Source organism: Acinetobacter amyesii (assembly GCF_023499985.1).
In the GTDB taxonomy this organism is placed as follows: Bacteria; Pseudomonadota; Gammaproteobacteria; order Pseudomonadales; family Moraxellaceae; genus Acinetobacter; species Acinetobacter amyesii.
Genome location: NZ_JAMCOU010000033.1, coordinates 149,010 through 173,971 on the forward strand (window position 1 = coordinate 149,010; position 24,962 = coordinate 173,971).

Below are 24,962 nucleotides of genomic sequence, written 5' to 3' on the forward strand. Positions count from 1 at the left end.
ATAGGCTTAGGGAGGTTATTGCTCAAAATTTAACGACCAAAGTCTAAATTACAAGAGATAAGGAACATTGGTAAGTTTAGCTTCGAAATAATTCGAATTAGAAAATTACGCGCCAAGGTTCGGCGTAAGGAGAATATTATGGATGAGAGACAGGTAGAACAAATTCTACAGAATCCAAAATTTAAGGAAATGGTCAGCCGTAAAAGTAAGTTGAGCTGGACTTTGACGATCATCATGTTGGTGGTATATGTCGGCTTTATGCTCCTTGTGGGCTATAACAAAGAGTTCTTGATGCAATCCGTGAGTGGTGGTGTGACCACGATTGGTATGCCATTAGGTCTAAGCATTATCGTATTGTCATTCTTACTGTGTGGTGTTTATTCGTATATTGCAAACAACAAGTTGGATGCATTAAACGCAGAAGCAATGCGTGAAGTAGAAGCAATTACTCAAAAAAAAGGACCGCACTAAGATGAAATGGAATTCATTGAAAGCAACAGTATTAGCGGCTCCAGCTCTACTCATGTCGAGCATGGCAATGGCTGGACCAGATTTAGGTGAAGCACAGCAACAAGCAACCAACTGGCATGCGATTATCATGTTCGCAATTTTTGTTGGCTTGACTTTGTTTATTACCAAATGGGCAGCGAAGCAAACCACCAACACAGCTGACTTCTATACAGCGGGTGGTGGTATTTCGGGTTTCCAAAATGGTTTAGCGATTGCCGGTGACTATATGTCAGCAGCATCGTTCCTCGGTATTTCCGCAATGGTATTCAGTTCAGGCTTTGACGGCTTGCTGTATTCATTGGGCTTTATGGTGGGTTGGCCAATCGTATTGTTCTTGGTGGCTGAGCGTCTGCGTAACTTAGGTAAGTTCAACTTATCTGACGTGGTGTCATTCCGTCTAGCTGAGAAACCTGTCCGTACCCTTGCAGCAGTAAGCTCGCTTGTGGTTGTAGCGTTCTACCTGATTGCACAGATGGTGGGTGCAGGTCAGTTGATTAAACTGCTATTCGGTTTGAACTACAACATTGCGGTTGTGATCGTTGGTCTACTGATGATGGCTTATGTAATCTTCGGTGGTATGTTGGCAACAACTTGGGTACAGATCATTAAAGCAGTGATGCTACTTTCTGGCGCAAGCTTCATGGCGTTCATGGTCATGAAAGGCGTGGGCTTCAGCTTCTCTGAAATGTTCACTCAATCGATCCAAGTTTTCTCTAAAGTACATGACGTATCTTTAGCTGAAGCTGCAAACATTATGGGGCCGGGTAAATTGGCTGCAAACCCAATTGATGCGATCTCTCTAGGTCTTGCATTGATGTTCGGTACAGCAGGTCTTCCACACATCTTAATGCGTTTCTTCACAGTAAAAGATGCCAAAGAAGCACGTAAATCAGTAGTTGTTGCTACAGGTTTTATTGGTTACTTCTACCTATTAACTTTCATCATCGGTTTTGGTGCGATCCTTTATGTATCGAACAACCCACAATTTCTTGATGTAGCGAAAATGGCGGTAACTGGCAAGTTAGAACTTGTTGGTGGTAACAACATGGCAGCGGTTCACTTGTCTGATGCATTGGGCGGTGACTTGTTCATGGGCTTCATTTCAGCGGTAGCATTCGCAACCATTCTTGCAGTAGTTGCAGGTCTAACGTTGTCTGGTGCTTCAGCAATTTCACATGACTTGTATGCAAACGTATTCAAGAAAGGTCAAACTACACCTGAATCTGAACTTCGTATGTCTAAAATCGCGACTTTAGGTCTTGCGATCTTCGCAATGATTTTAGGTATCTTGTTCGAGAAACAAAACGTTGCATTCATGGTCGGTCTTGCATTCTCTGTAGCTGCATGTGCAAACTTCCCAGTGCTTGTATTGTCGATGTTCTGGAAAGGATTAACGACGCGTGGTGCAGTGATTGGTGGTGTGGTTGGTCTAGCAACTGCTGTGATTCTAATTGTATTGTCTAAAGCAGTTTGGGTAGATACATTCGCAATCTCTGAAACACCAATTAACCCATTCAATGGTCCTGCTATCTTTGCAATGCCATTGGCATTCATCTGCTGCTGGTTGTTCTCTGTGACTGATAATTCAGCACAAGCACAAGCTGAGCGTAAAGCATTCGATGCACAGTATGTACGTTCACAAACTGGTATTGGTATCTCTGGTGCTTCAGATCACTAATCTGAATCGCCTAAAAAGCCCCCTAATAAGGGGCTTTTTTTATATTTAGTGAATGATATGACGTAGAGGTTTGTAGACAAATCTCTGTCCTATTTGCGTGTATAATTTTCTCCATTGATCGACATTTTCCAATGGCCTTGATCATCTTGATAAGGCGAGCGCTGAATGGTGAATTGTTGAGAGAAATTATCCTGACCGATGCTAAAGCTCTGATCACCAAAACTGCTCAAATGGGCTTTTATTCGCGACTGTTCAGCACCAATGAAGGTTTGGTTGGCAATACTTTTTTCAGTATGTGCTTGATGATGATACGTCACTTCGCCCGACGATTTGATCACTAATTCACTGTGGTTGTTTTGCCAAGTCCCCACATAATTTTCATGGCCTTTGAGGAGCGGACTGTTTTGTGTACAGGCAGAGAGCATGAGCAGACAGAGGGGTGCAAATACGAGATGTTTTTTCATAATGAAATCTACCACGTAGGAGATTCCTTTGAATATGTGCCTGAAAACTGAAACTTACAGTAGGTTTTTTGAACCTCTTTGGTAATAAGAAACCCAGCTAGAACAGTGCTCATATGGATGCTTTTTTAGATTAAGATCAACAAATTTTTGCATTAAAAAAAACTCACTTCGTGCTAATTTAAAATCAATCAGTTGATGATGCTTCAGATCGATCATTTCAGCGCATGAAAAAAATATAGAGATTGAAAATAATGCAAGGTTTTGTAGATTTTTGGAAAAGCTTTAGACTTTTACCCTCAGCATGGCTGTTACTGGTGCAGTTTCTGATCTTGGTTTTAACCGCGATTACCCGAGAAAGTCTGTCTTTTCGTGCGCTAATTTGGGTACTTGGGGTGTCGGTACTATTGATCATTGCCAAAGTGATTCGCCAAACTCCAATGTTTACGATTCTAGGACTGAGTTTTGTTGGCTGCGCCGTATTGTTTTCTACTTTGATTATGCTCGGTGTAAATCATCCCAATATTCAAATTATTGCGCATGGTTTTGAAGCATGCGCATATTTTAGTGCAGCCTATGGCTTATTACGCTATATGTTTGCCGATCGTTATTTAACCAAAGATGAACTTTTTGCAGCAGGGGCAGTATTTACCCTCATCGCATGGGGTTTTGCTTTTCTCTATAGTATTTGTCAGCTGATTTATCCGGATAGTTTTGTAAATCCTGCAGAGCCGGGTATGCAGTCGTGGTTAGATTTATTATTTTTAAGTTTTAGTTTGCAGTCTGCCACGGGCTTGTCGGATCTCATGCCAGTGAGCGCGCCTGCACGGGTGTTGGCGATGCTTCAAATGTTCTGTGGGGTGATGTATTTGGCTCTCATCGTTTCACGTTTAATAGCATTGCAATATATTGCCCATTTACCGGAACGCCATGAGCCTAAAGACAAATAATGGCAGAATAAAAAAGGACGCAAATGCGTCCTTTTTGGTATTCAGTATCTAATATGAATTAGAAACGGAATTTAGCATTTACGCCAACAGTTTGAGTGTCAAGCGCAACTTCTTCAGCATTAGCATTTACATAGCTAGCACCAACTGCAACAGCAGGAGTGATGAAGTAGTTTACGTTCGCCCCCCAAGCTGAGTCTGGAGTACCAGCAAAGCTAGATTCAGCGTAAGAAGCACCAACGCTTAATTTAGGAGTTACGAAAAGATCAGTTTTGAATTGGTAAGCAGTGTCATCACCGTAGATGATGCCTGATTCGAAACCAATTGCCATGTTAGTGTCGTCGATTGCGCCAACATATTTAGCACGTGCAGTGATAGCGTCTTGGTCTTGGCCAATAGTTGTAGCTTCAGCAACAGCTTTAGCAACACCATTACCCATAACGTTGAATGCGTCAACAGCAGCTTGGTCAGCAACGCTAGTGTAACCAACAGCAACTAAGAAGTTTTGAGTTGGAAGCGCACCAACTTCTAATGCATAACGGTCGCCGTTGTCATCAGTGTTGTTTGCATTTTTGCTGTCAAGGATAGTGTGGCTGTAAGAAGCACTAGCGTATACAGGAACAACTTTAGTTGGAACATAAGCTTCAGCTTTAGCACCGAAGTTATGAGCAATTACGTCAGTACCTTTTGAACCAACTTCACCGTAGTTGTAAGCAACAGATACGTTAGAAGCTTGGTTTAAGAATGCAGCTTCTGCTAAAGGACCTTTTGTAGAGTCAACATTTTTGAAGTAGTAAGTACCTTGAACACCACCAATGAAATCTTTGTCATTTGCAGTTGTGTCGATGTATTCTGCTTGGCCTTGAACTTCAAATTGGTAAGCTTGAGCACCGGTCATGGCTAATAATAAAGCAGTGGCTAAACCGAGTTTTTTCATGATTTTCTACCAGTTGTTACAAATGGATTAAACATTGAGCATTGTATTGTAACAATATATTAAGTCAATGATCCTAAAGGTTATTATTCAGTCTCTGACTCAGATCTTTATTTCATAATAAGAAATTCAGTTTTTACTCTAACTAATAAGTCACTGAAAAAAAATCATTGAGAACAATTAAGTAAGTTTTATTAAATTCTTAATTAAAAAAATACACTTGAAAAAATACACAACTTTTCAATCTAAAATAACAATTATTATTGTTATTTTAATTCAAAATAACATTTATTGTAGTGGGTAAATTCTAACGCTTTTCACGCATTTGAGGTAATAAATCGGGACTTTGACTGCTGAATTGTTGGGCTAAAACCACTTATTTGTATATTAAATAGACATTTTTGTTTTAAGTTTGAGGGATATGTCACTTAAATATGTGTCTTTGTGATATTTTTAATATCCTAGTGAAATACTTGGCTTTACATCAGGTTTTATTTGATTCATAATTTGCCAATCGAGTCGTCACACGGTTTAAAAGTGTGACTTTGACCCTGATTCTCCATTATTGTTTTTTATTCGCCCAGCTTTCCCCAAGGTTGGGCTTTTTTTTATTCAAAAATGCAACTTTATATTAAAGATAAAATATAGAGCAAATATCTCGTAGAAATAAATGCACTTTTATGGTGCGTTAATAATTCTATTTATCTTTCAATTAAAGTGATATAGACAAAAAAAATCCTGATTTTCAAGGAAAATCAGGATTTTTTAGCCAAAATTTTCGGGAAACTAAAATATTCTGCTGAGGAAGAAATCTAGTGTGCCCTAATACGGTGCATTCTGCACCAATTTATTGCAATTGTAAATATTTATTTAAACAAGTTAATAAAAAATATTTCGTTTTAAATATGCTGCTGTTTTTTAGCAAATTATCTCGTTCTAAAGTGATAAAAATGTGACAGATTAAGCACATTTATATAGAATTTAGAGCTATAAATGTTCACTTTACAAATTAATAAATTATTGGTCATTAATTTAAATATTCCCGCGTTTAGTTGAGAAGTGGGTTGGGGTATGCAACAAGTGTGGGGCATAAAATAGATGGAAACATTACGAACAGAGCATATTAGTAAGCGCTTGCAACTTGCGATGCTAGTAATCGTCTTGTCTATCGTATTTATCAGTGTTCCATTGATTGTGAGCAGCAATCAACATTACCTCAAAAGTGCCGAAGCGCTGAAAGAAATTCAGATGCTGAAAATGGTGGCAGATTTAACCAACCAAATTTCCCGTGAACGTGCGCCAGCTAACAGTGCAATGTCGAGTCAAGGTGAACAGCGCGAGCAAAAAATTATTGAGTTGGCTGAATATCGTCAAGGCGTTGATCGGCAATATCAAGATACACTGAAAGTTTTAAAAGAAACGGGCTTTGCACCGATCGCCCAGCAGTTAGAGTCCAATTTATATCCATATTTGTTGCAGGGTCGCAAAACGGTCGATCAATATATTGCGCTGCCGACACAACAACGTGAAGCTAAAAAATTGGATCATGCCATTTTGGCGATGTTCCAAGCTTGGGATCAAAGCTATATTGCCATGCAGAAATTGGTCAATCATTCTCATGGTAAAGATACTCGTGTATCGAATTATTACACGCTGATTTTATTACTGGCAGAATTACGTGATCAGGCGGGAAGAGTCGCATCAAATATTATGGCTGCGGTATCATTTCAACAGGAAATTCCAGAGCAAAATTTAGCGCGGAGTTTACAAACCCAGCGTCAAACACGCTATCTATGGGAATTGATCAATGTCGTGCAGTCTGAACATGACAAAACTCCTGAGTTTAAACAGTTACATCATGTGGTAAGGACGGAATTTTTAGATAAAGGTTTGCCAATTATTGATGGTTTGGCTCAAAAAAGTCTTCAACATCAGCGTTATCACATGGATGGCACCCAGCTCACTGATGCAATGGTCAATAAATTTGTCACAGTGGTGGAATTGCAAAGTTATATTTTAGATTACAGTCTCAAAGTAGCTGCGGATGAACAACGTGAAGCGCGAAATAAATTGATTTTCACGCTTTTTGTCTCGCTCGTGTCATTACTGACTGCATTATTAACGATGTTCTATGCCAAGAAATGGGTGTTTGAACCTTTAATTCGTGCTCGTAATCAGTTATTTAAACTGGCTCGGCACCGACAAATGGATCAAGGCGTGATTGAACCTGCCAAAGTAGGTTATCTCAGTTTATTTGATGCCATTCAGCATATTGAAAACATGTTGGAACAGCGTGATGCCTTTGAATTTCAGCTTAAACATATTGCCAATACTGACTCACTCACCAATGTCGCCAATCGTTTTGCCTTAGATGAATATATTAAATTTCGCGACAGCCAAAATTCAGGCTTTTTACATACAGCACTGATCGTGATTGATATTGATCACTTTAAACAGGTGAATGACCGCTATGGGCATATTGTCGGCGATTTGGTGATTCAACATGTTGCCAATCAATTACGAAAACATATTCGTTCATCCGACTTGGTGGTGCGATATGGTGGAGATGAGTTTTTAGTCCTGATCGAGGGGATTAATATGCTCAAAGCCCAACACATTGCCGAAACTATACGGCACGATATTCAGAATGTGAATTTTAATTTGGCAGAGGACGAAGCCGATCTCATTGTGACGGTGAGTATTGGTGTGGCAGTGGGGGCCGAAAACTGGATCGATTTATTAGAGCGAGCAGACCAAGCATTATTTAAAGCCAAAGCTGCGGGGCGTGATCGTGTTTCAGTCTAAACGCAGCTTGGCAGATTCATAAAGTTAGCCAGACAAATGAATTAATCTTCATCTTTATATAATTTATTGCAGGCTTGTTGGTTCATTTGACTACCATCTACATTCCAACACTGGGCTTGGGTAATTTTGCCTAAATCGTACTGAAGCACCGCTTCAGGTTGCCCATTGTCATACCAAATTTTATAACTGTTATGACGAACGCCATTACGATAATAACCTTGGCGTTCTAGTTTGCCGTTTTCAAACCACATTTTCAGCTCGCCAATCAATTTATTGTTTTGAAAATTGGCATAGGTCCACGGTTTACCATCGCTATACCAGCGTTGGCGCAGGCCATTTTCGAGACCATTTTTATAATTTTGAGAAAAAGCCAGTTGCCCATTTGGATGCCAAATTTTGTAATCCCCCTGAGATTCACCATTGATGATGCTACTTTCTTGCTCTTTTATCCCATTGGCAAACCAAAACTCAAGTTTGCCCTCGTACTCCCCATTTTTATAAGCAATGCGGCTACGGGGTTTGCCGTTGGGGAAGAAACTTTCAAATACGCCTGAGCCTTGAATACCATCTGGAAAGTGAATTAGATGTTCACATTCACCATTTTTAATTTTGCTGTTGCTCAGAAAGATGGTGGTTAGGGCATTGCCATTGGCATAGACATATTGATTTTCATAGATCCCTTTGTGTGAAGTCGGGGTGCTGAGGGCTTTACACTGCGGCTTATCTTTCCATGGGCTAAGATCGGGGTCTTCTTGTGAGACAAACAGCACCATGTATTCGTTTAGATAGCCATCGGCAAAGCTATATATTGGACATAATAAGAGACTGAAACTTAAGATAAATTTATTCATTGTTAGTATGCTTTTATATTTTAAAAAGTTAAAAATTATTCGTTGTTGAGTTCACGATAGGCGTCATCATAAGGATGTTTTGTTTAAAAATAAATAGTCGATATGCTAAGTTTGCAACAGATACAAGACTGTTGAAAAGTACACAATTCAGGTTTGAACTTCATCTTATACTGTGAACTTTAAACGCCATAAAAATAGTGCAATGAAAAAAATATATCTATCGTTGATGACTGTCCTGAGTTTGTCAGCATGTACAACAAATGAAGGCATGTTGGATTCATCTCAACACTTAAAACAAACGGCTCAAGCCAATTTAGTAAATTCACGGGTGAGAGAGATTCCGTCTTTATTTAATCAAGCACAAACACAGGCAGTATTTGTCACATTTGATGGTCCGCGTTTAAGTCATTATGGCAATGACTTACAGCGCGCCCACACTGAATACATTCCTGCATCTACCTTTAAAATGTTAAATGCTTTAATTGGTTTGCAGCATCAGAAGGCGACAGCCAATGAAGTTTTTAAATGGAAAGGTGAAAAACGTGCTTTCCCCTCATGGGAAAAAGACCTGACTTTGGGTGAAGCGATGCAAGCATCTGCAGTTCCTGTATATCAGGAACTGGCAAGGCGAATAGGTTTGGCGTTAATGCAACAAGAAGTCAAACGGGTCGGTTTTGGCAATGCCAATATTGGCAAACAGGTGGATAATTTTTGGTTGGTTGGGCCGTTAAAGATTACGCCTGAACAAGAAGTCAAATTTGCGTATCAGCTTGCGACACAAACCTTGCCTTTTGATGTTGCTATACAGAAGCAAGTCAAAGACATGCTTTATATTGAAAGCCGTGGAGATGCGAAGTTATATGCCAAGAGTGGTTGGGGTATGGATGTAGAGCCGCAAGTTGGGTGGTATACCGGTTGGGTAGATGATGGTCATGGCAAGATTACAGCGTTTAGTTTGAATATGCAGATGGCAGCAGGGGATGATGTGGCAGAGCGTAAGCAGTTAACTTTGGATGTGTTGGATAAGTTGGGTGTGTTTCATTATTTACGTTAATTTTTTGAATTTTGAATTTTGAATTTTGAATTTTGAATTTTGAATTTTAATTTTAATTTTAATTTTAATTTTAATTTTGAGTTGGCACGTCCTCGCTTTGCATTAGGTTTTAGCTTCCATTGCGTAGGATTTATCTTACTTTTGAAAGCACAAAAGTAAGCAAAATGCTTTTGTTTGACTGAGGGCACATCCGTGCTGCCCCAGTCAAACAGGCGACATCCATGTCGCCGTCATGTGATTGATTTTCAGTTTTGATCTTTGGTTTTATCAATTAAATAGTTAATAAAGTTTGTGCATGCAACGAGCATAAATTTAGCTTCACTGTAGGTAACGGTGGATTCATTTGGTGAACCGTGTCTTACACCATCTTCATCACATGTATATGCATACAATTTGTCTAGACTAGCTAATAAATTTTGGTGCAATTTATACTTATTTTTAAGTTGTGGAATCGCTTTTCCTAAAGTAATAGATTCATGATTCAATAATTTCATCGCTAAACCTTCAACCCCGCTTATTGATTCTTGCATGGATTTGGCATAGTTAGGACTTTGGCGATCTGACATTAATTCTAAAGCACGTTTTAAATGTTGTTGGACACCTGAATATAGACTTGTATTTTCTAGAGCTTCTTCTATGGATTGTATTTCTTGTTCGGAGGTAATTTCTGTAACCTGATTATCTATAATTCGATAAGCTGAATTTTCTTCTTCTAAAATGATATTTAACTCAAGAAGAAAGGATGATTTAAGTTTATAGATGTTTGGGTAAATTTTTATAATTTCTTCAACTAGATCATATATTTCATACCATTTTGAGTTGTTGAAAATTATTCTGATCTGTTTGGTTGCATCAAATGATGAAGAGGGAAGTGTGTCTATCGGTTTTTTTAAAAAGTTTTGCCAAAGTAATTTAGTTTGAGGTTCGTAATAGATTTTATATGTATACGAAGACTGATACATATCAAAAAAATGATTATATAAACATGACCATAATCTATTTTTTAAGTCATCATCTATACTTTCTTTTTGAATAATTTCACGTACAGGCTTATATCCATATCTTTCTGAAAACCGCATTATTTCCCCCAAAAATTTTAATCTTATATTTTATTTTTAATCTCCCCTAATCCCTCTTTTTCAAAGAGGGGAATAGCATTTTGCTGGTAATGGAAACTCCCCCTCCTTTTTAAAGGAGGGTTGGGGAGGATTAAGTAAAATAAATCGCGTTATTTCAACATCGGCTTCAAGAACTTCGCTGTATGCGATACTTTATTCTTAGCCACCTGCTCAGGTGTACCTTCAGCAATAATCATACCACCACCCGCACCACCTTCAGGACCTAAATCCACAATCCAATCGGCAGTTTTAATCACATCCAAGTTATGCTCAATCACCACAATGGTATTGCCCTTATTACGTAGTTCATGCAGGATGTCGAGCAATTTGGCAATATCATGGAAGTGTAGACCAGTTGTTGGTTCATCAAGCACATACAAGGTTTTGCCTGTATCGCGCTTCGCCAACTCACGTGCCAATTTCACACGCTGCGCTTCACCACCAGAAAGTGTGGTTGCAGATTGACCTAAACGGATATAACCCAAGCCAACTTGGTTCAAGGTTTCCAAACGACGGTGAATCACAGGAATAGCGTCAAAGAAATGCATTGCATCTTCAACAGTCATTTCTAACACATCTGAAATGTTACGACCTTTATAGCCAACTTCTAAAGTTTCACGGTTATAGCGCTTACCATGGCAGGCATCACAAGGTACATACATATCAGGTAAGAAGTGCATTGCGACCTTAATCATACCGTCGCCTTCGCAGGCTTCACAGCGACCACCTTTCACGTTAAATGAGAAACGACCTGCCGCATAGCCACGTGCTTTGGCTTCAGGGGTTTGCGCAAACAGTTCACGAATAGGGGTGAACAAACCAGTGTAAGTTGCGGGGTTTGAACGTGGTGTACGACCAATTGGGCTTTGGTCAATATCCACGACTTTATCGAGGAACTGTAAGCCATCAATCGAATCAAATTTCTCAGCCGTTAATGTGGTTGCACCATTCAATTGAGTCGCTGCAAGCGGTAACAAAGTACGGTTAATCAGCGTCGATTTACCTGAACCTGATACACCTGTCACACAGGTCATCACACCTAAAGGAATAGTCAAATCGACATTTTTCAGGTTATGACCCGCAGCGCCCATTAACTTAATTTGCTCTTCAGGTTTTGGCGGTTGTGTGCGTGTTTTCGGCACATCAATACTGAGCTTTCCTGATAGATATTGACCAGTTAATGAATCTGGATTTGCCAAAATTTCATCATACGTCCCTTCGGCAATCACATGACCGCCATGCACACCTGCACCCGGCCCAATATCAATAATATGATCCGCAGCACGGATCGCATCTTCATCATGTTCTACAACTAATACGGTATTACCTAAGTCACGCAAACGTACTAGGGTTTCCAATAGGCGGTCATTATCACGCTGATGCAAACCAATAGAGGGTTCATCCAGCACGTACATTACGCCCATCAGGCCCGCGCCAATTTGCGAAGCCAAACGAATACGCTGAGCTTCACCACCCGACAGTGTTTCTGCCGAACGCGATAAACTTAAATAGTTCAAACCGACAGAGACTAGGAAGTGCAAACGTTCACGAATCTCTTTGAAAATCTTGTCAGCAATTTCGCCTTTGGCACCGCTTAAGTTGAGGTCTTGATAATAGCTTTCAGCATCGCCAATCGACATCTTGGTGATTTGCGCGATGGTTTTATCTTTAACTCGGACATGGCGTGAAATTTCATTGAGACGTGAGCCACCGCAAGCATCACATGCAGCATTGGATAAATACTGTGCTAAATCCTCACGCACGTAGTTTGATTCGGTTTCACGGTAACGACGCTCTAGGTGCGGTAAAATCCCTTCAAAGGCTTGCACACGTTTGTGCGAACGACCACGCTCATCAATATAGCTGAGGTCAACTTTTTCCTTGCCTGTACCATAAAGGAATTTCTTTTTGGTGTCGGCATCGAGTTCATTCCACGGTGTGTCTAAAGAATAACCAAAATGATCGGCAACTTTTTGGATCATGCTATAGTAATACGGACGTTGACGGTCCCAACCGCGAATCGCCCCTTGGCTAATCGAAACTTCATTATTAGGAATCAATTTGTCAGCACTAAAATGGCTGCGTGTGCCTAAACCATCACAAACAGGGCAGGCACCGAATGGATTGTTGAAGGAAAATAGACGCGGTTCGAGTTCACCTACGGCACGTTCACATTCAGGGCAGGAGTGTTTCGCAGAGAAGACACGGTCTTCTTGTTCGCCTTTCATCCACGACAAAATGGCAATATCACCGCCCATGCGTAAAGCCGTTTCAAAACTTTCTGCAATCCGGTTGCCAAGATCATCACGTACTTTAAAACGGTCGACCACCACTTCAATGGTGTGCTTTTTCTTTTTGTCTAATTCGGGTGGTGTGTCGATATCAATAACTTCACCATCGACACGGGCACGGACAAAACCCTGACCTTGTAATTGTTCAAATAAGTTGGTGTATTCACCCTTACGGTCACGGACCACAGGGGCAAGCAACATAAGCGCCGTGCCTTCTTCTAGACCTTTGACGGTATCGACCATTTCAGACACAGTCTGAGCCACCATCGGGAGGTCATGTTCAGGACAATACGGCGTGCCGACACGGGCATAGAGTAGACGTAAATAGTCGTAAATTTCGGTGATTGTTCCCACTGTTGAGCGTGGGTTGTGGCTCGTTGATTTTTGTTCGATGGCAATCGCAGGACTCAAGCCTTCAATCGAGTCAACTTCGGGCTTTTCCATTTGCGAAAGGAATTGGCGTGCATAGGCAGATAAGGACTCAACATAGCGACGTTGACCTTCAGCATACAAGGTATCAAAAGCCAAAGAGGACTTCCCTGAACCAGAAAGACCCGTAATGACCACAAACTTGTCGCGTGGAATATCGAGTGACACATTTTTTAAGTTATGGGTACGTGCGCCTCGAATACGGATATGGCTTTGGCTCATGCAAGGGGTCCTAAAATATTCATCGAAAAACCTATATATGATAGCGCATGAAAAATGTTCAAGTGTAATTTAAACCTAGATTTATGCGTGACTTTGTGAGAAAAATGGCCGAATCAAAATATAGCTGTCTGTGCCGATGCCCTAAAACATCTGCAAATCAGCAATCTAGGACTTTTAACATGAAATGGCAAATTCATCTCAATCCAACATTAGGTGTGATGGGTTTATTGATGTGTAGTGTGTTTTTGAGTGCATGTACCCCGAACCACACACCGAAAGCGCAAAAATATGACAGCTTAGAACAAGCAACTTTGGCGCTGAATACCGAAAGTGAAAAAATTGATCTGTATATTGCGAAATTAGGTCAAGCCAAAACAGAAGCTGAAAAAAAGCAGCTGGCCTGCGAAAAAATTCCTCAACAGTTTGATTTGGTTTTGGCAATTGTTGAAAACAATCAACATTTGATGAGTGCTGAAGATTTAAAAGTTCAAGCGCAGTTTAAGCAAATGGCTGAGCAACAAAAAGCGCGCTTTACATCTAGCCTATGGTGTAAAGGTGCATAAAGATAAAAGCGCTATGACTTTTTTGAGTTCATCGTTTAAATCTCCTGTGTCATGTGCATAACAATCCATTGGAAAATCTCAGGACTATCGCAGGAAAGGCGTAAAATGCAGTTTTCTCGAAACTATAGAATGCCATGTTGTCCTTATTTCTCAAAAGCTTAATGGGTGCCTTTGTTGTGGTATTAATTGCTTTGCTGTCTAAAAGTAAGGCGTTTTATATTGCAGGTTTGGTTCCATTGTTTCCGACTTTTGCGTTGATTGCCCATGTGATCGTGGCAAATGATCAGGGTGCAGCCGCATTACAAAAAACAGCACTGTTTGGACTCTGGTCTCTCATCCCCTATTTCATTTATTTATTGATGGTGTACCTGCTCGCAACACGTATGAGTTTAACGGCATGTTTGAGTGTAGCAACGTTGAGTTGGGTGCTTGCTGCGGCTGTTTTGATTTATGCATGGCAGAGTTTTCAGTAAGCAGCAAAGCCAATATCGGTACTGATTCAGATTATTTATAAAACTATAGATTTGGCTAAAATTATGATGAATTTCCAATCGTTAAATGTGTGATTTTAAATGTAAGTGTTTGAATATTTAATTATAATTCTGACAGAACAGCAAATAATCATGATAAGAGCAAATAATGTTAAAACAATTTTGGGTGATCATCTGCCTCATGTTTTCAAGCCAAATCCTGTGGGCTGAAGACAGTCAAATCCTCGCGTTTGAACAGTTTATTGACCCGGTAGCCGAGCAGCGTTATAGCGTGAGCGTGCCTGCGGTCGGGCAAAATGAACAGCTATGGTCTGTGGTCTATATGGTACTGCAAACCAACCAAGTCCCTGACAATACTGTTCTGGCCTTTAAAGTCGTTCCGCAAGGTTTATTGTTGAAAAATAATCCTGCACAAAAAATACAAGAGTATGCTTTTGATGGTGTACAGTTGGCACAGAAAAAAGACTATGTACTGTCCCAATTCTCAGATTTGAGTGAACAACTGGAAGATCAAACTGGCAAGAAAGTGCAGGATGCATCACTCTTTGATACCAGTCGTGCCCATGTATATGCCCGCGTAGAAGATTGGGTACCTGACTATAATGCACAAGCTACCCAACTGAATATTGAACTGGGTAAACTCAATGAAATGCAGGTGAAAGGGCTGTATTTCATTTTAGGTAAAGGTGAGAAACCTAAGGATTTATTGGCTATTGCTCAACTAGATCCGATGATCAAATCACAATTTCATTCAGAAGAGATGCAGGAACGCAAAGCAGCACGCAGTGAGTTGCGTGAAGCACGTTTTGCGATTTTTTTGGTGATTATCGCGATGGGGATTTTTCTCGGATGGTATCGTTTTAAACGCTAATGCCTAAAATGATCGTGCAAGGTCATTCTAAAAACCGAATCTAACCATATTAAAAAAGGATCTAAAAGCAATTTTAGATCCTTAATTTTTTATACAGCTTAAATCACAGGTTTATTCAACGGGCCATGTGCGCTGTTGATACGCGCTGTCCCAGAACATCCATTCTAATTTTGCGCCGTTCGTATAAGCCGCATGCATTTTTTCACTTGTATCTGCATCGCAGCGAGCCGCCACTCGATCAATAGTTTGAATCACGTTTTGCACAGCAGTATTGAAGTCTTCACCTGAGTAGGTGTCGATCCATGCTTGGTAAGGGTTATTAGGCACAGATTGGCTGACAATGGCTTTGCCGACTTCAGCATAGATCCAAAAGCAAGGCAGGAGTGAGGCAAGGACCACAGGGTAACTTTCTGACCATGCTGTCGCTGTTAGAAATGAAGTGTAATGATGGCAGGCAAGGGTCAGTGGAGTATTTTCAAACTGTTCTTTGCTAATATTGAAACCTTGCATAAAGTCATTGTGCAGACTGCGTTCCACCACGATGGCAATTTTTGCCGCTTCAGAAAACTGAATCACATCGTCGGCATCAAATGCCTTGGCTGCACACACTGCAAGTGCACGACCATAGGCCAATAAATAATGGGCATCCTGAATGACATAGTGACAAAAGGCGTCGCGGCTTAAACTGCCCTGAGCCAATTCCTGATTAAAAGGTAGATGGAGTATCTGCTGATATAACGCGGTATTACGTTGCCAAACTTCTTCAGAAAAACGCATTGAACATTCCTGTCGTTAAAAATGAAAGACGGGTCTACACCATGATGCGATGTAATTGAGAGCCTCCATCTTAGAGTGTTTATTCAAAATGTAACGAATAATTTTTGGTTTCAATCCTGAAAAGCTGCATAATTGCGCCATAAACTTAGCTTCAAACTGGGTATTCCCTCATTTTGAAATCTTATTGAATGAATAGGTCGATCTATCATGATGAAACATTTTGGTTTCTCAATCGTCTTTACGATCGTGTGTCTTGCCATTTCTGCATATTGGGGTCTGAATCATGGCCCAAATGCAGGTGTGCAAGCCATGCTGACAGCACTGACCATCACTGCCATTTTAGCGGTGATGGAAGTGTCTTTGTCTTTTGACAATGCCGTTGTCAATGCATCTGTACTCCGTGGTTGGGATCATTTTTGGAAAATGATTTTCTTAACCGTCGGGATCGTGATTGCTGTCTTTGGTATGCGTCTGATTTTCCCAATTGTGATCGTGGCTGTTACTGCAGACATGGGCGCTATGGAAGTGGTGCAATTGGCATTGAATAATCCAATTGAATACTCTGCAAAATTGATGGCCCATCATGCAGAAATTGCGGCCTTTGGTGGTGCTTTCTTATTGTTGGTGTTCCTGAACTTCTTCTTAGATGAAGGGAAAGATACCCATTGGTTCCGTTGGCTAGAGCGCCGTTTGGCCAATCTTGCAAACGTTCCTGCGATGTCCGTGTTTATTGCCCTAATTGCGTTATTGATAATGGCAGCAAACGTGGCCGAAGCCTCTCGTCTAGCGGTAGTGATGGCGGGTATCTGGGGGATCGTGGTGTATATCGGTGTCCAAGTACTGAGTCATTTATTGGGTGGTGAACCTGAAGTTGATGAAAACGGTAATGCGGTTGGACATGACGCAAATGGCGTACCGACGGGCGTGATCAAAGCAGGTTTTGGTGGTTTCCTTTACCTTGAAGTACTCGATGCCTCATTCAGTTTTGATGGTGTGATTGGTGCATTTGCGATTACCTCTGATGTGGTAATCATTATGCTCGGTCTTGCTATTGGTGCTATGTTCGTGCGTTCAATGACCATTTACTTAGTGGATAAAGGCACCTTAGATGCTTATATCTTCCTTGAACATGGTGCGCATTATGCGATTGGTGCTTTGGCCTTCATTATGTTGGCGAGTGGCACAGGTCTTCATGTCCCTGAAGTAGTAACGGGTCTAATTGGTGTGGCATTTATTGTTTGGGCTGTGATTGCCTCAATTCAATATAAAAAGCGTCAAGAAAATCTAGGCTAATTTAAATTTGCCTAAAATCTCCCAAAAAGCGCAGCGTCAGCTGCGCTTTTTATTTGTCCAATCATCAGGATATTTAAAATCAATAAAAATCCTGCTTCGCTTTAAGCTGAATGTCCTATAATCCCATTCCAAGATTAATGAATTTTTAACCAGCTATGATGAATGCTCTTGAACGACGCTCAACTTTTGCTTTGAGTAGTATTTTCGCCTTACGTATGCTGGGGCTGTTCATGATTATTCCTGTTTTCTCTGTGGCAGGTCAGCAATATGCAGGGGCAACACCGGCACTCATTGGTTTAGCGGTGGGTGTCTATGGGTTGACCCAAGCGATTTTACAGATTCCGTTTAGTTTGATTGCAGACCGTTATAGCCGTAAACCGTTGGTGGTGATCGGGCTGCTGTTGTTTGCTTTAGGCGGTGCAATTGCGGCGATGTCCGATAGCATCTATGGCGTAATTATCGGGCGTGCGATTGCCGGTGGTGGTGCTGTATCTGCCGTAGTGATGGCTTTGTTAGCCGATGTCACACGTGAAGAACAACGTACTAAAGCCATGGCCATGATGGGGATGAGTATCGGTTTGTCCTTTGTGGTCGCGTTCAGCCTTGGGCCTTGGCTCACAGGTTTAGTCGGCATCTCGGGTTTATTTTGGGTGACCACCATCATGGGACTTGCCGCGATTGCGATGTTGCTATTGGTACCGAAAGTAACGCGTCATCATAAAAATTTTCAACAAGGTTATCTGACGCAGTTAAAGCAAGTACTGAAAATGCCTGATCTAAATCGTTTACATGTTTCAGTCTTTTCATTGCATTTACTGCTCACAGCGATGTTTATCTATGTGCCGTCTCAGTTGATTGACTTTGCCAATATTCCATTACATTCACATGGTCTGGTGTATTTGCCGCTTTTGGTCGTGAGCCTGTTTTTTGCCTTTCCAAGTATTATTTTGGCGGAAAAATATCGCAAAATGCGCGGCATTTTCTTGACCGCCATTGGTGGCATTATTTTAGGATTGGGCATCTTAATTTTTGGTTTCGAATCAAAATATATTTTGCTGACAGGCTTAGGTTTATTCTTTATCGCATTTAATGTGATGGAGGCATTATTACCGTCATGGTTATCGAAAGCAGCTCCAATTCAATCCAAAGCGACTGCCATGGGGGTGAACGCCAGCAGTCAGTTTCTGGGGGCATTTTTTGGTGGTATGATTGGTGGGCAACTTCTGTTGCTAAATGATACGGCAATGGGATGGGGCATCCTGACAGGGCTAGCCATTTTATGGTTGATCATTAGTTTTGGGTTGGCTCAGCCGCGTTATTTATCGTCTATGGTGTTTAGTTTGCCTGAAGATAAAGAAACGGATGAATGGACTTCTCAGCTTTTAGCAATTCGTGGTATTGAAGAAGTTGTGGTGATGTCTGACCAGCAAGTGGCTTATGTAAAAGTGGATAAGCAGCAGATGGATGAATCTGCGCGACAACATTTAACGCACTTGTTAGGGAAAGAGGTAGCCATTTAAGCATAACTCTTATAAAGTAAATAATAGAAACAAATAGGAAGAATACGTCTGATGCGTGGTGTAAATAAGGTCATTTTAGTTGGTACTTTGGGTCGTGACCCTGAAACAAAAACTTTCCCAAATGGTGGTTCTCTCACTCAGTTTTCAATTGCAACGAGTGATTCATGGACAGATAAAAATACAGGTGAACGTAAAGAGCAAACAGAATGGCACCGTATTGTGTTACATAACCGCTTAGGTGAAATTGCACAGCAATATTTGCGCAAAGGTTCTAAAGTGTATATTGAAGGTTCATTACGTACTCGTCAGTGGACAGATCAAGGCGGTCAAGAGCGTTACACGACTGAAATTCGTGGTGAACAAATGCAAATGCTTGACAATAATCGCCAACAAGGCGAACAAGGTCAAGGCGGTGATTTTGGTCAGCCTCGTTTTAATAATCAACAAGGTGGTTATAACAATAACCAAAACCAAGGTGGCTACGGTAATAGCTCAAACCAAGGCGGTTATGGCAATAACCAACCGGCTCAAGGCAATAGCTATGGCAATAACAACCCAGGTGGTTTTGCGCCAAAACAACAGCCTGCACCGACACCGGCTCCTGCAGCAGCAGATTTAGATGATGACTTACCGTTCTAATGAACCTTAAACACAGCGTTTAAAACGGTAGATCATCATCAAAAAAAGCCCTCAATTTTGAGGGTTTTTTATGTGTATCTAAATGTTTGCCAGTACTGTGTTCAGCATTGAGCGAATAGATTATTGATTGGTAGCGTCGATTAAAATCTAATATTAATATAAATAATAAATCTAAAAATCCGATAGTTTTTATAAAAAAGTTCGGTTTTACCTATGGCTTGATATTTCGTATTCTAGCTTCAACAGATAAGCAATCCCTGAAATGAGTTAGAGGAATATCAAATGAGTTTAATTAATACTGAAGTAAAACCATTTAACGCTACCGCTTACCAAGACGGTCAATTTATTGAAGTTTCAGAAAAAGACTTCTACGGTAAATGGTCTGTGGTGTTTTTCTATCCTGCTGACTTTACTTTTGTATGTCCAACAGAATTAGGCGATCTTGCTGATCACTATGCTGAATTCAAAAAAATGGGCGTAGAAATTTATTCAGTATCTACTGATACACACTTCACGCATAAAGCTTGGCACGATTCTTCTGAAGAAATTAAGAAAATCGAATACCCAATGGTTGGCGATCCAACTTGGACACTTGCGAAAAACTTTGATGTTTTAATTGAAGCGGATGGTCTTGCTGACCGTGGTACTTTCGTAATTGACCCTGAAGGTAAAATCCAAATCGTTGAAATCAATGCAGGTGGTATTGGTCGTGATGCTTCTGAATTGATGCGTAAAGTAAAAGCTGCTCAATATGTACATGCACACCCAGGTGAAGTATGTCCTGCAAAATGGAAAGAAGGTGAAGCGACGCTTGCACCATCGATCGACCTAGTGGGTAAAATCTAATTTGGTGATCCAACCGTAGATTTAAAAAAGCCAGAACTCAGTTCTGGCTTTTTTGTGGTTTAGATCATTAGACTAAATAGCCATCATGTTCTGGAGCATAGCCACGAACTCCATCGACTAAATAGTCAATTAATCTTTCCATGACTAGGCGTTGACCTTTGCGCGAAGCATATACCAATTGCACCGTACCGACATTTGAGCACCATTCGGGGAAGAGGTGAATTAAACGACCTGCCTCAATATCTGCTTGCACGGTTAAATAGGGTAAGTCTGCAATGCCTAAACCATCGAGTGCTGCATAATAAGTACCGGCTAAGTCATTGCTTTTAATCCGAGGCTGTAAGGCAATTTCAATCTGTTCTTGCTGTCCCGTATGATGCAAATGCCATTGATAGCGGTTTTTCTGTGTGCCCAAAACGATACTCGGAAATTCTGTCAATTCGGTAATATGCTTTAACTCGCGTCCTTGTAAAAGTTCAGGACTAATCACTAAGCAATGCACGGTTTTAATCACGTCACGTACAATAATACTCGAGTCTTCATTCTTACTAAAATTGGTGCGAATCGCCAAATCAATGTCGTCATGTAAGACATCCACACGGCGGCTAGACAGCTCGAGTTCGACCTGAACTTTGGGATGATCTTTTAAAAACTGATTTAACAAGGGGCGAATTTGATGTTCCATCATGACTGGTGGACAGCTAATTTTAACCAAGCCTTCAAGTTCACTTTTTTGCTTCAAGAGCACCTGATGCGCACATTCGACTTGTTCGATCACTTTTATGCATTCTTCATACAATTCTTGGCCTAATGTCGTGACCTTAAAGTGTCGGGTAGAACGCTGAATAAGGGTGACATTATATTTGGCTTCAAGATCTAAAATGCGTCGGCTTAATTTTGATTTTGTAATATTCGATGCTTCACTTGCAGCGCTAAAACCGCCATGTTTCACCACCAAGTAAAAGTAGTAATAGTCATCAAATGAATGCATGGATCACCTTATGCAGTGAAAAATTATTTCAATTCCAATTATCATACGTCAATTTATACATCAGGTATAAAAAAAAGCGGCTCGAAGCCGCTTTTTACTACTGGAGGATTATTTCTTTTCAGTATTTTGCGTATAGCTGTTGATGAGGTTACGGTAGTCTGGAATATGGTTGCCGAAAAGCGCACCTAAACCTTCAATATCATTACGCCAGTCACGGTGTAATTCACACGCGGTACCAAACCACGTCATGAGCTGTGCACCCGCTTGCGTCATACGTTCCCACGCTGAGTCGCGGGTTAAATGGTTGAAAGTACCTGAAGCATCGGTCACCACAAAGACGTCAAAGTCTTCTTCTAAAGCAGACAAGGTTGGGAATGCCACACAAACCTCAGTCACTACACCGGCAATAATCAATTGTTTTTTGCCGGTTGCTTTGACTGCTTTCACAAAATCTTCATTATCCCAAGCATTAATTTGACCTGGTCGTGCAATATAAGGTGCGTCAGGGAACATTTCTTTGAGTTCTGGAACCAATGGCCCGTTTGGACCTTGTTCAAAACTGGTGGTGAGAATTGTTGGAAGATTAAAATATTTCGCGGCTGCAGCCAGTGCAAGCACATTATTTTTAAATTTATCTGGATCAATATCGCGAACCAATGAAAGTAGACCTGTTTGATGGTCAACTAAAAGTACCGCGGCATTGTCTTTGTCTAAACGAACGTAAGGTTTGCCCATTTTATTGTCCTCTTTCCTGTTTGCAAGTACGCAGGATCAGATGAAGTCTGCGTGTTAACTCGATTTAGCATAGCTATAAAAATGGGATAATGGAATGGGTTTAAATGAGAAAAACAATCATAATATTGGGATAATTCATTGTTGAATATGACTTAAACCCCTATATTTTCCAAATCAATGCTTGTTTTTGAGTAAATTTTAGATTGTATTACTGATTATTGTTCTATATTTGAGATATATAATGCTATTTGGATGATGGTCAGCAAGTATTTCAAAGCTTAAAATAAGCGCTATGTTCATCCTATCGTATGAATATAGGAGCTAAGAAATGAAAAAAGTAATTGGTGTTTATCGTAATCAGCAAATGCATTGGGTGGGTGATGGTTTTCCAGTCAAAAGCTTATTCTCCTATGATCGTCTAGGTCAGGCCATTAGCCCATTTTTGCTTTTGGATTATGCGGCACCTTATCAGTTCGATCCCACCACTGCACAGCATGGCGTGGGTTCACATCCACATCGTGGTTTTGAAACCGTGACTATCGCCTACAGCGGTGAAGTGACTCATAAAGACTCAAGTGGTGGTGGCGGCACAATTCAAACAGGCGATGTGCAATGGATGACCGCAGGGTCGGGTCTGGTACATGAAGAATTTCATTCGCCTGAATTTGCTCAAGCAGGTGGTCTTTTTGAGATGGTTCAATTGTGGGTGAATTTACCGGCAAAAGACAAAATGACTCAGCCTCGTTACCAAGCGATCACACGCCAAGATATTCCTCGCATAGACATGGATGAAGGTGCAGGCCATATTCGGGTGATTGCCGGTGAAATGGGTGGTCACCTTGGGCCAGCACAGACCTTTAGTCCAGTGAATGTCTGGGATGGTGAGTTGAAAGCTCAATATGAAACCACCTTACATGTACCTGAAGGGCATAACACCATTTTGGTGGTCTTGAAGGGTGAGGTTGTGGTGAATGAAAGCCATAAAGTGCAAGACAGTTCGATGGTCATGTTTGCCAAAGACGATATCGCCATTCAGCTACAAGCGTTGCAGGACACACAATTTTTGTTGCTTAGCGGTGAGCCACTAAATGAGCCGATTCAAGGTTATGGCCCATTTGTGATGAATAGCAAAGCTGAAATCATTCAAGCCTTTGATGATTTCAATAACGGAAAATTTGGTGAAATTGCACTGGCGCATGAAGCTTAAGTGAAAATCATGCCGTTGAAATAGCCGAAAAAAAAGCCTCTGAACAGTCAGAGGCTTTTTTATTAAGCGCTGTAGTATTTATTGTTGTCATGATTTAAATATCATTTTACTTTTTATAAATTGTGATGAATTTATCACTTTCTTATGTGGCGCATCTTAGCGGTACTTGGCTTTAAAGTAAACCGAAAGTTATAAAAATGGTTAATTTAATTGTTTGGTTTTATAGGGTAATTAAAATTTTAAAGAAAAATATGTTTAAAAAACAAAGCTTAAATTGTGTGCTTTTTGACTGTAAATATTTGTAAATTTAACTTAAAAACCGCTGTACTGAAATCCATACAAAAAATGCGAATCTGGTATTTTTTAATAGCTATTTTTAACTTCTGATCAGTCATACTTTTAAACTGTGTTTTATAGATGGAAAAGAAAATTGGAAATTGCAGTCATCGGTAGTGGCATGGCTGGGCTGGCTACCGCAAGAATTCTTAAAGACGCAGGGCATAACATTACAATTTTCGAAGCTCTGCCTGGTCGTGGTATGGATAGCCACAGCACTGAGTTTGAAGGTGGCTTGATCGATGCCCCTTTGCGTGTGATGAATCCACACCTCTGGAAAAATACCTTAAGTTTGGCGACCCATTTAGGGATTAAAACTTTCCCCGTCCGTACCTATATGGCATGCAGTTGGCTATTTGAAGATCGTACAGAAACGTGGTTGACCACTAGTCGTAGCCGTATTGGTAATTTCCCAATTATTAATAACCGTAAAGGCTTACAACAATATGGCTGGCGTTTAGTCAAAGGAATGTTGCAACTTAAAGCCGCGATCACTCGATTTTTTAAATCAAAAAATCAGGACATCACGCTTGCCGAGTTCATTAATAAAAATGAAATTGAAGAAGTATTTTGGCATGGTGCGGTCATGCCTGTGTTGTATACCATTTGCACCTGTAACCCGAAAACGATTGGCGAATGGCCTGCGAAACCGTTGTTGATTTTCTTGCGTCAATTGACCAATGGCGATGCCTTGTTGCGTATCCAAGGTGGTACACCTGCGTTGGTTGATAAGCTGATTGAAGGTTTAAATATTCAAAGTGGTACGGCAATTACCAAAGTGCACGAGCAAAACGATAAGGTCTTGGTGGAAACTGAGGCCGGAGCACATCATCTATTCGATCGCGTGGTTGTTGCGACACCAACCACCAAAACGGAAGAATTTTTAGATCCAACCCAGTTTGCTGATGATATTGAGCTCTTAAAGAAATTTAAATTTGAGCAAGGTCAGTTGGTGATTCACACCGATCAAACCGTGATGCCGCCAAAGCGCAAAGATTGGTCTGTACTAAGTTATATGATGGATCGTAAATTTACCCGTCAGCAATTTACCGTGTGGCTGAACTCAATCGAGCCGAGCTTGGTGGGTAAAACTCCAGTGTTCCAAACTTGGCAGCCAGTGACATCGATTGATCCTAAAAAAGTGATCTCTTCGGTTAGTTTGACACGCGCAGTGGTGGATTCTCATACCGTGGCGCTGAATAAAGAGTTACAGCAACGACATTTATCGCCTGAGCGTAAAGTCTTCTTCTGTGGCTCATGGTCTTGTGACGGTCTGCCGATTTTAGAGTCTGCGGTAACGTCTGCTATGCACATTGCAGAAATTTTTGGTGCACCATTGCCGTTTGTGGGTTTAAAACCTAAAGTGGAGGTTGCCCCTCAACTCGGTTACTAA

The 24,962-nt window shown here is 40.8% G+C and carries 22 protein-coding genes; 14 read left to right on the forward strand and 8 right to left on the reverse strand.

Annotated elements, in window-relative coordinates:
- Window positions 1-138 precede the first annotated feature (138 nt).
- Both M5F03_RS12185 and M5F03_RS12190 read left to right on the forward strand, forming a co-directional pair.
- Complete coding sequence (locus tag M5F03_RS12185) at window positions 139-471, forward strand: DUF485 domain-containing protein (RefSeq protein ID WP_180127386.1); 333 nt, start codon at window positions 139-141, stop codon at window positions 469-471.
- A gap of 1 nt (window position 472) precedes the next feature.
- Complete coding sequence (locus M5F03_RS12190) at window positions 473-2,188, forward strand: cation acetate symporter (protein WP_180035444.1); 1,716 nt, start codon at window positions 473-475, stop codon at window positions 2,186-2,188.
- Window positions 2,189-2,277: 89 nt separating this feature from the next.
- Here the strand turns inward: M5F03_RS12190 and M5F03_RS12195 are convergent, their stop codons facing one another.
- Window positions 2,278-2,652: a hypothetical protein gene (locus tag M5F03_RS12195; protein WP_180024602.1), complete on the reverse strand. Its 375-nt coding sequence runs from the start codon at window positions 2,650-2,652 to the stop codon at window positions 2,278-2,280.
- Between the two features lie 251 nt (window positions 2,653-2,903).
- On the opposite strand from M5F03_RS12195, the gene M5F03_RS12200 reads away from it, so the two are divergent.
- The gene (locus tag M5F03_RS12200; protein WP_180008803.1) at window positions 2,904-3,599 is read left to right on the forward strand and encodes an ion channel; all 696 of its coding nucleotides are present in this window, start codon (window positions 2,904-2,906) and stop codon (window positions 3,597-3,599) included.
- A 58-nt stretch (window positions 3,600-3,657) separates the two neighbouring features.
- Here the strand turns inward: M5F03_RS12200 and omp33-36 are convergent, their stop codons facing one another.
- Window positions 3,658-4,533 carry a porin Omp33-36 gene (gene omp33-36 / locus M5F03_RS12205; protein WP_078193188.1) on the reverse strand — a complete coding sequence of 292 codons (876 nt, stop codon included), beginning with the start codon at window positions 4,531-4,533 and terminating at the stop codon, window positions 3,658-3,660.
- 1,095 nt (window positions 4,534-5,628) lie between these two features.
- Between omp33-36 and M5F03_RS12210 the strand changes: the two genes are divergently transcribed.
- Window positions 5,629-7,335 (forward strand): GGDEF domain-containing protein, encoded by a 1,707-nt coding sequence (locus M5F03_RS12210; protein ID WP_249708456.1) that lies wholly within the window; start codon window positions 5,629-5,631, stop codon window positions 7,333-7,335.
- 41 nt (window positions 7,336-7,376) lie between these two features.
- On the opposite strand, the gene M5F03_RS12215 is transcribed toward M5F03_RS12210, so the two are convergent.
- Window positions 7,377-8,186, reverse strand: a complete 810-nt coding sequence (locus M5F03_RS12215) for a toxin-antitoxin system YwqK family antitoxin (protein WP_249708457.1) — start codon at window positions 8,184-8,186, stop codon at window positions 7,377-7,379.
- 202 nt (window positions 8,187-8,388) lie between these two features.
- Between M5F03_RS12215 and blaOXA the strand changes: the two genes are divergently transcribed.
- A complete protein-coding gene (gene blaOXA, locus M5F03_RS12220; protein WP_249708458.1) occupies window positions 8,389-9,240 on the forward strand; it encodes a class D beta-lactamase in 852 nt (283 codons plus the stop codon).
- A 245-nt stretch (window positions 9,241-9,485) separates the two neighbouring features.
- On the opposite strand, the gene M5F03_RS12225 is transcribed toward blaOXA, so the two are convergent.
- The gene (locus M5F03_RS12225; RefSeq protein WP_249708459.1) at window positions 9,486-10,319 is read right to left on the reverse strand and encodes an AbiJ-NTD4 domain-containing protein; all 834 of its coding nucleotides are present in this window, start codon (window positions 10,317-10,319) and stop codon (window positions 9,486-9,488) included.
- Window positions 10,320-10,468: 149 nt separating this feature from the next.
- Entirely contained in the window at window positions 10,469-13,300 is a 2,832-nt protein-coding gene (gene uvrA, locus M5F03_RS12230; RefSeq protein ID WP_078193183.1) for an excinuclease ABC subunit UvrA, read from the reverse strand.
- Between the two features lie 179 nt (window positions 13,301-13,479).
- Here uvrA and M5F03_RS12235 point away from each other — a divergent pair, with 179 nt between their 5' ends.
- From M5F03_RS12235 to M5F03_RS12245, 3 genes are all read left to right on the forward strand, one after another.
- Window positions 13,480-13,863, forward strand: coding sequence for a hypothetical protein (locus tag M5F03_RS12235; protein ID WP_249708460.1), 384 nt, complete (start codon window positions 13,480-13,482; stop codon window positions 13,861-13,863).
- Between the two features lie 134 nt (window positions 13,864-13,997).
- Window positions 13,998-14,336, forward strand: a complete 339-nt coding sequence (locus tag M5F03_RS12240) for a GlpM family protein (protein WP_078190528.1) — start codon at window positions 13,998-14,000, stop codon at window positions 14,334-14,336.
- Window positions 14,337-14,502: 166 nt separating this feature from the next.
- Window positions 14,503-15,225 carry a hypothetical protein gene (locus M5F03_RS12245; protein ID WP_249708461.1) on the forward strand — a complete coding sequence of 241 codons (723 nt, stop codon included), beginning with the start codon at window positions 14,503-14,505 and terminating at the stop codon, window positions 15,223-15,225.
- 111 nt (window positions 15,226-15,336) lie between these two features.
- On the opposite strand, the gene tenA is transcribed toward M5F03_RS12245, so the two are convergent.
- Window positions 15,337-16,002, reverse strand: coding sequence for a thiaminase II (gene tenA, locus M5F03_RS12250; protein ID WP_249708462.1), 666 nt, complete (start codon window positions 16,000-16,002; stop codon window positions 15,337-15,339).
- A 207-nt stretch (window positions 16,003-16,209) separates the two neighbouring features.
- On the opposite strand from tenA, the gene M5F03_RS12255 reads away from it, so the two are divergent.
- From M5F03_RS12255 to ahpC, 4 genes are all read left to right on the forward strand, one after another.
- The gene (locus M5F03_RS12255; RefSeq protein ID WP_078193178.1) at window positions 16,210-17,295 is read left to right on the forward strand and encodes a DUF475 domain-containing protein; all 1,086 of its coding nucleotides are present in this window, start codon (window positions 16,210-16,212) and stop codon (window positions 17,293-17,295) included.
- 155 nt (window positions 17,296-17,450) lie between these two features.
- Window positions 17,451-18,815 (forward strand): MFS transporter, encoded by a 1,365-nt coding sequence (locus M5F03_RS12260; protein WP_111884498.1) that lies wholly within the window; start codon window positions 17,451-17,453, stop codon window positions 18,813-18,815.
- A gap of 51 nt (window positions 18,816-18,866) precedes the next feature.
- Window positions 18,867-19,454, forward strand: a complete 588-nt coding sequence (gene ssb / locus M5F03_RS12265; protein WP_078193176.1) for a single-stranded DNA-binding protein — start codon at window positions 18,867-18,869, stop codon at window positions 19,452-19,454.
- 282 nt (window positions 19,455-19,736) lie between these two features.
- A complete protein-coding gene (gene ahpC / locus M5F03_RS12270) occupies window positions 19,737-20,300 on the forward strand; it encodes an alkyl hydroperoxide reductase subunit C (RefSeq protein ID WP_078190520.1) in 564 nt (187 codons plus the stop codon).
- Window positions 20,301-20,367: 67 nt separating this feature from the next.
- Here ahpC and M5F03_RS12275 read toward each other — a convergent pair whose 3' ends face one another.
- Both M5F03_RS12275 and ycaC read right to left on the reverse strand, forming a co-directional pair.
- The gene (locus tag M5F03_RS12275; RefSeq protein ID WP_180025069.1) at window positions 20,368-21,291 is read right to left on the reverse strand and encodes a LysR substrate-binding domain-containing protein; all 924 of its coding nucleotides are present in this window, start codon (window positions 21,289-21,291) and stop codon (window positions 20,368-20,370) included.
- 108 nt (window positions 21,292-21,399) lie between these two features.
- Entirely contained in the window at window positions 21,400-22,026 is a 627-nt protein-coding gene (ycaC, locus tag M5F03_RS12280) for an isochorismate family cysteine hydrolase YcaC (RefSeq protein WP_078193174.1), read from the reverse strand.
- Between the two features lie 328 nt (window positions 22,027-22,354).
- Here ycaC and M5F03_RS12285 point away from each other — a divergent pair, with 328 nt between their 5' ends.
- A complete protein-coding gene (locus tag M5F03_RS12285) occupies window positions 22,355-23,233 on the forward strand; it encodes a pirin family protein (RefSeq protein ID WP_078190517.1) in 879 nt (292 codons plus the stop codon).
- Window positions 23,234-23,663: 430 nt separating this feature from the next.
- Window positions 23,664-24,962, forward strand: a complete 1,299-nt coding sequence (locus M5F03_RS12290; protein ID WP_249708463.1) for an FAD-dependent oxidoreductase — start codon at window positions 23,664-23,666, stop codon at window positions 24,960-24,962.